This window comes from Micrococcus sp. MS-ASIII-49 (genome assembly GCF_000946635.1).
Taxonomy (GTDB): Bacteria; Actinomycetota; Actinomycetes; order Actinomycetales; family Micrococcaceae; genus Micrococcus; species Micrococcus luteus.
In genome coordinates this window covers 25,069-32,139 of record NZ_JXSP01000097.1, presented here as the reverse complement: position 1 = coordinate 32,139, position 7,071 = coordinate 25,069, and the positions used below count along the sequence as shown (strand labels likewise).

The following is a 7,071-nucleotide window of genomic DNA, read 5'->3' as shown; positions in this document are numbered from 1 at the left end:
GGCCCGGTGCCCGGGGCGTCCGCCCGGCGCGGGCCGCGGCGGCGCGGCGCGCCGTCAGCGGACATCGTCGTCGGTCTCGTCCGTCTCGTCCGTCGGCTCCACGCCCAGCCGGTCGGCCAGTTCGCGGGCCACGGACTCCGGGTCCGCGAACACGTCGATCGCCCACAGGGTCCGGGGCTCCCAGCCGCGGGCCTCGAGCCCCTCGGGCAGGGTCCGCGAGCGCTGCCGCACCGTGAGGGCGCGGTACACCTCGCCGCCGTCGCCGGCCAGGGCCAGCGGACGGGGGGCCTCGTTCCGGTCCGCGCGCGGATCGAGCACGGCCAGGTCCATGACGCCGGCGTAGCGGGGCAGGACGCGGGCGCCGTGCTCCTCGAGCCGGTCGCGCAGATCGGCGAGCAGCGGGTCGCCCACCATGCCCACCGGGTCCGCGGCGTCGTCGCCCAGGTAGGCCTCGAGCAGCCGCAGGAACCAGAGGGCGCCGCCGTCGAGCCGGTCCTCGTCCAGGTCCGCGGCGCGCAGCGCCGAGACGAGGTGCAGGCGCCGGCGGGCGCGGGTGAGCGCGACCGTGACCATGCGCTCGCCGTCCGGGTCGGAGAAGGCGCCGAAGTGGTGCACCACGCGGCCGTGCGGGGTGCGGCCGTAGCCGGGGGTGAGGATCACGGCGTCGCGCGTCACGGAGGCAGCGCGCACGACCGGCACGATCACGAACGGCTCGGCGTCGGCGGCGTCCTCGCCGCGGCCACGGGCGAGGAACTCGTGGGCCCACGGCGCCTGCGCGGCCGTGGCCTGCACGGCGGCGGCCACCCGGCGGGCGTGCTGCTCGGACACCGTGACCACGGCCAGGGACTGTTCGGGCCGGTCGCGGATGTGCTCGAACACCCGCTCCACGGTGCGGGCGACCTCGGCGTTCGTGGACTCGACCACGTCGCCGCCGGTCATCGGGATGCCGGTGCCCTCGGGCAGGTACTCGGCCGTGACGGCACGATCCCGGCCGGTGGCCTCGCCCGCGGTGGGCAGCGCGTCCAGGGCGCCGTCATAGGCGAGCGCGGAGAGCAGGCGCACCAGGCGCCGCTCGAGGGGGCGGTGCACGGTGCGCAGCGGCAAGGTGGGCAGCACCTCGTCCAGCGCGTCGTAGGCCGAGCGCAGCGGGCGCAGGGGCCCGGCGGTCGCCGTCGGGTCCACGGACACCTGGAACGACTGCGGGCGCCCGATCACCGGGTCGCCGAAGGCCACCACCTGGGGGGCGCGGGTGAGCGCGCCCATCGCGGTGGCCAGGGCGGTCGCGTCGGCCTCCAGCAGCACGACGACGTCGGCGCGCCACTCCGGGGGGAACTCGGACAGGGCCATGGGCGAGGTGGTGACCACCGGAACGAGCGGCTGCAGGAGCTCGGGGGTGATCGTGGCCAGGGACTCGACCGTGGGGCTGCCCTGCTTGAGCAGGGTGCGCAGCACGGCCGCGTCCGCGCGATAGGTGCGCAGCGCCTCCCGCCAGCGCGCGGCCAACGCGGCGGAGAGCCGGGCGCCGCCGCGCTCGAGATGGGCGCGGTCCAGGTCGCGGAACCCGCGCTCGACCTCGGCCAGGTCCGTGCCGCTCATCATGGCCAGGAAGTCGTCCCCGGAGATCATGGCCTCGAGCGCGGACTGCCACCACGCCAGCTCGAGCTCGGCGGTCAGGGCCTCGGTGGGCACCTCGCGGTCGCGCAGGTCGTCGAGCAGCTCCGCCAGGCCGTGGTCGCGCAGGCTGTCCAGCACGAGGGTGCGCTCGGGCAGCGTGGCCAGGGTGTCGCGGTCCGCCACGAGCCCGTCGACGGCGGCCACGAGGTCGTCCACGTCCCGCTCCTCCAAGGGCGCCTCGGCCACGGCCTCCGGGGCGAGGACGTCCTCGAGCCGGCGCAGGCGCTCGCGCACCTGGCCGACCTGGCCCATCACGTGCTCGCCCTGGTCCGGCACCTGCGGGGGCGTGCCCGGCTCGGCGGCGTGGCGGTTCCAGTCCTCCAGGACGGCGGCGGCGTCCACGAGGGCGCCGTGCAGGTCCGTGGGCTGCACGCCCGGGCGGACCGCGTCCTTCGCCGCGCGGCGCAGGCGGGACCGGGTCACCGAGGACATCTCGACCAGGTGGAGGCGCCGCCACGCGCTGGTGGCGGTCGCCGCGACCAGCTGGGGCACGTCGAGGGAGAACACCTCGGGGGTGAACTCGGTGAGGGTGCGGGCCACGCGGCGGTAGAGGTCCGCCTGCTCCGCCCAGCCGGCCACCGTGCGCTCAGGGCGCAGGCCGGCCTGGGCGGCGGCGGTGTCCACGGCACGCCGGGTGGTGTGCAGGGCGGCCGCCAGCTCGTCGGCCAGCTCCGAGGCGGCCTCGGTCTCCTGCACGTTGCGCACGCGGGCGCCGAACCAGCGGCTCTCGGTGGCGGCGGCCGAGAACGCGCCGAGCTCCCCGGCGCGCACGAGCTGCTCGCCCACGGCCTGCCGGTTCACGGTGGAGTCCAGCACGGAGCGCTTGAGGCGCACGGTGGTGGCCGGCGGCGTCTCGAGCCCGGTCAGGGCGGCCAGGGCCTGCATCGCCTGGAACGGCGAGCAGCCCCAGCGGGGGCGGACGTGGTGCAGTGAGCCGACGTGCTCCTGCAGCCGGCGCCGTCGTTCGGTCAGGGCGGCCTCGTCCCGGGCGGTGTCGGGGTCCACGGCCCGCTCGGAGCGCAGGACGGCCTGCACGAGCTGGCGGCGGAGCAGCTCGGGGTCCGCGTTGGCGGGCACATCCAGCGCGATCGAGCGCAGGTCCGCCTCCTCGAGGCGGTCGAGCACGTCGGCCAGGGCGGCGGAGCGCTCGGCCACGACCAGCACGCGCCGACCCTCCCAGGCCAGGCGCGCGGCCAGGGCGGCGGCGGTCTGGGTCTGCCCGGTGCCGGGGGCGGCCGCCACCACGAGGGACTCCCCCGCCGCGGCGTGCTCGAGCACGCGTGCCTGGGCGGCGTCGACGTCGACGACGAGGCGCTCGTCCGCCGGGGCGACGTCATCCTCCGCGGGCGCGCCCGTGGGCTGCAGCGCCGCCGGGCGGGGCACCATGCCGGTCCCGGCGTCGTACAGGGCCTGCACGACCGGCAGATCCTCGAGGGAGGCGGGCAGGGAGGCGGTCTCGCCGAGGTCCGCGAACGTGGAGACGAGCAGGCAATCCTGGATGTGCAGGTCCGCGATCGCGGCGGTCTCCTCGCGCAGGCGGGCGAACGCGGGGGCGGGCTCGAGGCGCGCCGTGGCGTAGGCGGCCTGCTGGTACGCCTCGGGGTCCAGGGCGATGCCGTGGTGCCGGCGCAGGTTCCGCACGAGCGCCGGGTTCAGGCGGGCCGGCTCGGTGATCTGGACCTCCAGCTCGTCCCGGCCCCGGGCGCCGCGGCGCACCGTCAGGGCCACGCGGGCCAGCAGCACGGGGGCGGAGCGGCGCTCCCGCCGGCCGTCCTCCTCGGCCGTCCACGTGGCCACGCCCACGGCGAGCGCGCCGACGTCGATGCCGCGCTCCTCCGCCAGCTCGCGGACCTTGGCGCGCAGGCCGAGGGAGACCTCGTGCGCCGCGTCCAGCACCGGGCCGGCCGGCAGCAGGGTGGACAGGCGGGTGCGCCGCCCCAGCAGCAGCTGCGAGACACCGGAGGAGTTCGCCTCCGTGAGGTCGATGCTGTTGGCCGCCGAGGGCGCGAACCGCAGCATCGTGTCGTTCTCGGCGCCCGAGCCCAGGGAGGACACCCAGGCGGCCGGGTCGGGGCGGGTCTGCCCCTCGTCGGGGCGTGCGGCGGCGCGGGCGCGGGCCAGGCGCGGGAACTCCTGCTCGGTCACGTGCGTGCGGTCCTTCCTCCGTCGCCTGGGTCCAGGCGGTCTTCGTGCGGACGGCCGCCCCGGTCAGGGGCGGCCGGATGCGGCGCCGGACGCGCCGCTCACTCCCACTCGATGGTGCCCGGCGGCTTGCTGGTCACGTCGAGCACGACGCGGTTGACGCCGTCGACCTCGTTGGTGATGCGGTTCGAGATGCGGGACAGGACGTCGTCCGGGATCCGGGCCCAGTCCGCCGTCATGGCGTCCTCGCTGGTGACGGGGCGCAGGACGACCGGGTGGCCGTAGGTGCGGCCGTCACCCTGCACGCCCACGGAGCGCACGTCCGCGAGCAGCACCACCGGGCACTGCCAGATCTGGCGGTCCAGCCCGGCCGCGGTGAGCTCGGCGCGCACGATCGCGTCCGCGCGGCGCAGCAGATCCAGGCGCTCCTGGGTGACCTCGCCGATGATGCGGATGCCCAGACCCGGGCCCGGGAACGGCTGGCGGTGCACGATGCCCTCAGGCAGGCCGAGCTCGGCGCCCACGGCGCGGACCTCGTCCTTGAACAGCTCGCGCAGCGGCTCGCACAGCTCGAACTCGATGTCGTCCGGCAGGCCGCCCACGTTGTGGTGGGACTTGATGTTGGCCGCCCCGTCCCCGCCGCCGGACTCGACGACGTCCGGGTAGAGCGTGCCCTGCACGAGGAAGCGGACCTCGGTGGCGTCCGGGTCGTGCTCGGACTCGAGGACGATGTCCGCCTGCGCCTTCTCGAAGGTGCGGATGAACCGCTCGCCGATGATCTTGCGCTTGGCCTCGGGGTCGGTGACGCCGGCCAGCGCGGACAGGAAGTCCTCGCGCGCGTCCACCATCACGAGGCGGGCGCCGCCGTGGGCCTCGCCGAAGGCCTGCTCGATCTCGGCGGACTCGCCCTCGCGCATGAGGCCGTGGTCCACGTAGACGCAGGTGAGGCGGTCGCCGATGGCGCGCTGCACGAGGGCCGCGGCCACGGCGGAGTCCACGCCGCCGGACAGGCCGCAGATGGCCCGCTTGTCCCCGATCTGCTCGCGGATGCGCTCGACCTGCTCCTCGATCACCCCGCTGGCCGTCCAGTCCGAGCCCAGGCCCGCACCCACGTGCAGGAACTGCTCGAGCACCCGCTGGCCGCGGGAGGAGTGGCCCACCTCGGGATGCCACTGCACGCCGAAGATGCGGCGCTCGCGGTCCTCGAACGCGGCGACGGGGGCGCCCGCGGTGGAGGCCGTCACGGCGAAGCCCTCGGGCGCCTGCGTCACGGCGTCCCCGTGGGACATCCACACGACCTGCTCGAGGTCCTGGCCCGCGAACAGCACGGAGTCGGCGTCCACCGAGTCCAGGCGGGTGGAGCCGTACTCCCGGGTGCCGGTCTTGGCCACGGTGCCGCCGAGGGCGTGCGCAATCGACTGGAAGCCGTAGCACAGGCCCAGCACGGGCACCCCGGCCTCGAGCAGCGCCGGATCCAGCTGCGGGGCGCCGGGCTCGTACACCGACGACGGCCCGCCCGAGAGGATCAGCGCCGCGGGCTTGCGCTCCAGGATCTGCGCCGCCGGGGTGGAGGCGGGCACGACCTCGGAGTAGACGTTGGCCTCGCGCACACGACGCGCGATGAGCTGCGCGTACTGGGCGCCGAAGTCCAGCACCAGCACCGTGGGCATCACGTCGCTGAGCGGGGCGGGGGTGTCGGGGTGGGGGGCATTCTGCGTCACCCGTCCAGGATAGTCGAGGCGCTCAGTAGCGCCGCGCGGCGTCCGGGAAGCGGTGCAGCTCGTCCCGGACCACGCGGGTCATGCGCTTCTCCACCACGAAGGACAGGAACGGCACGACGCCGCCGCCGGCCATCGCCAGCAGGCGCAGCGGCTCCCAGCGCATCAGGGACCACAGGCGGAACGAGGCGAGCAGGTACACCACGTACATCCAGCCGTGGGCGATGAGGATGAACAGGGACAGGTTCACTCCCCCGGTCACGCTGTCCGTGGGGTGCAGCCCCAGGCCGTTGGCCTCTCCGTCCAGGGTGGTGCCGCCCGCGTAGAGCTCCACGTGCATGCCGTACTTCAGCACCATCTCCGCCACGAGCAGCAGGAGCATGATGCCGGTGATCCACGCGCACACCACGTAGAGGCGGGTGGCGGAGCGGATCTGCTGCTGGGTGCCGGCGAAACGGCGATGCTCCCGGCCCGGCCGCGGGGGCGGCTCGGGCAGGTCGGCCTCCGTGATGTCCTCGGGATCCGGCAGGCTCGCCGGGTCCACCGGCTGGGGGCCGGGGTGCTGGGTGCTCATCGGCTCTGCTCCTCTCGGGGCCCACGGGGGCCCGGGTCGCGGGGGTCGGGGCGCGCGGCCCCGTCGTCGTCGTGGTCCTGGCGTGGGTGCGCCGCGGCCTGCGCCGCGACGGCCCGCTCCTTGGCCTCGCGCGCGGCCGCCCGGCGCCGCTCGAGCTCCTCGGCGCGCCACTGCGCGGCCCACTCCTCGTCGAGCCGGCGCTCGTGCTCGTCCCGGACGTGGTCGTCGCGGACGAACCGCCACCACAGGAACAGGGCGAAGCCGGCGAAGAGCATCCACTCCACGGCGTAGAAGACGTTGAGCCAGATGATCTGGGTCTCCTCCGGCTGCGGGGCCACCCACACCGGCTCGAGCCCGCCGGGGCCGGCCGCGCCCGTCTCGGCGCCCGCGGCGTCGACCATCTCGAACGCCGCGACGTACGCCGCGTAGGACGGCTCGTCCCACACGTTCACCAGCTGGGCCGGGGCCAGGCTGCGGTACAGGAGCCGGTCGGCGGTGTCCTCGGCCGCTGCCTCACGCGGCAGGGGCCCGTCCGGGGGCAGCAGGCGCCCGGTGACGGTGACCTGCCCGGCGGGCGCGGGGTCCACGACGTCGGCGTCGGCCGACCAACCGCGGACCACCGGGACGACCTCGCCGTCCGGGGCGCCGGCCACCCGCAGGGCCGTGACCGTCCAGTAGCCGTCGCGGCCGTTCAGCAGGCGCGGGCCGACCAGGACGTCCGTGCCGGGCACGAACTCCCCCTCGACCGTGACCACCTGGTCGGCCTGCGAGCCCAGCAGGGCCTCGTAGGGGCGCACGTGCTCCAGGAACGGCACGGCGTTCTCGGTCTGGGTGCGCGGCGGCGGCGCATTCGTCTCCGCGGACTCGAACTGCCACTTGGACAGCGCCACGAAGACCGCGGCCGCCACGAGGGCCAGCACCAGGGTGGCCAGCCAGACGGGCTTGAGGGCGGTGCGCAGCACG

The 7,071-nt window shown here is 75.7% G+C and carries 4 protein-coding genes; all 4 read right to left on the bottom strand.

The features are described 5' to 3' along the window. Window positions 1-54: 54 nt before the first annotated feature. Window positions 55-3,819: a DUF4011 domain-containing protein gene (locus SJ20_RS07180; protein ID WP_044659455.1), complete on the bottom strand. Its 3,765-nt coding sequence runs from the start codon at window positions 3,817-3,819 to the stop codon at window positions 55-57. Window positions 3,820-3,917: 98 nt separating this feature from the next. Then, window positions 3,918-5,537, bottom strand: a complete 1,620-nt coding sequence (gene guaA, locus SJ20_RS07175; RefSeq protein ID WP_044659454.1) for a glutamine-hydrolyzing GMP synthase — start codon at window positions 5,535-5,537, stop codon at window positions 3,918-3,920. Window positions 5,538-5,559: 22 nt separating this feature from the next. Then, a complete protein-coding gene (locus tag SJ20_RS07170; protein ID WP_036340922.1) occupies window positions 5,560-6,108 on the bottom strand; it encodes a DUF3817 domain-containing protein in 549 nt (182 codons plus the stop codon). Further along, window positions 6,105-7,070 carry an SURF1 family protein gene (locus tag SJ20_RS07165; protein WP_044659453.1) on the bottom strand — a complete coding sequence of 322 codons (966 nt, stop codon included), beginning with the start codon at window positions 7,068-7,070 and terminating at the stop codon, window positions 6,105-6,107. The genes SJ20_RS07170 and SJ20_RS07165 overlap by 4 nt, the downstream gene beginning before the upstream one ends. Window position 7,071 lies beyond the last annotated feature (1 nt).

Coding starts and splice junctions, on each gene's coding strand:
- SJ20_RS07170 (WP_036340922.1), bottom strand. CDS start 6,108: ATGAGCACCCAGCACCCCGGCCCCCAGCCGGTGGACCCGGCGAGCCTG.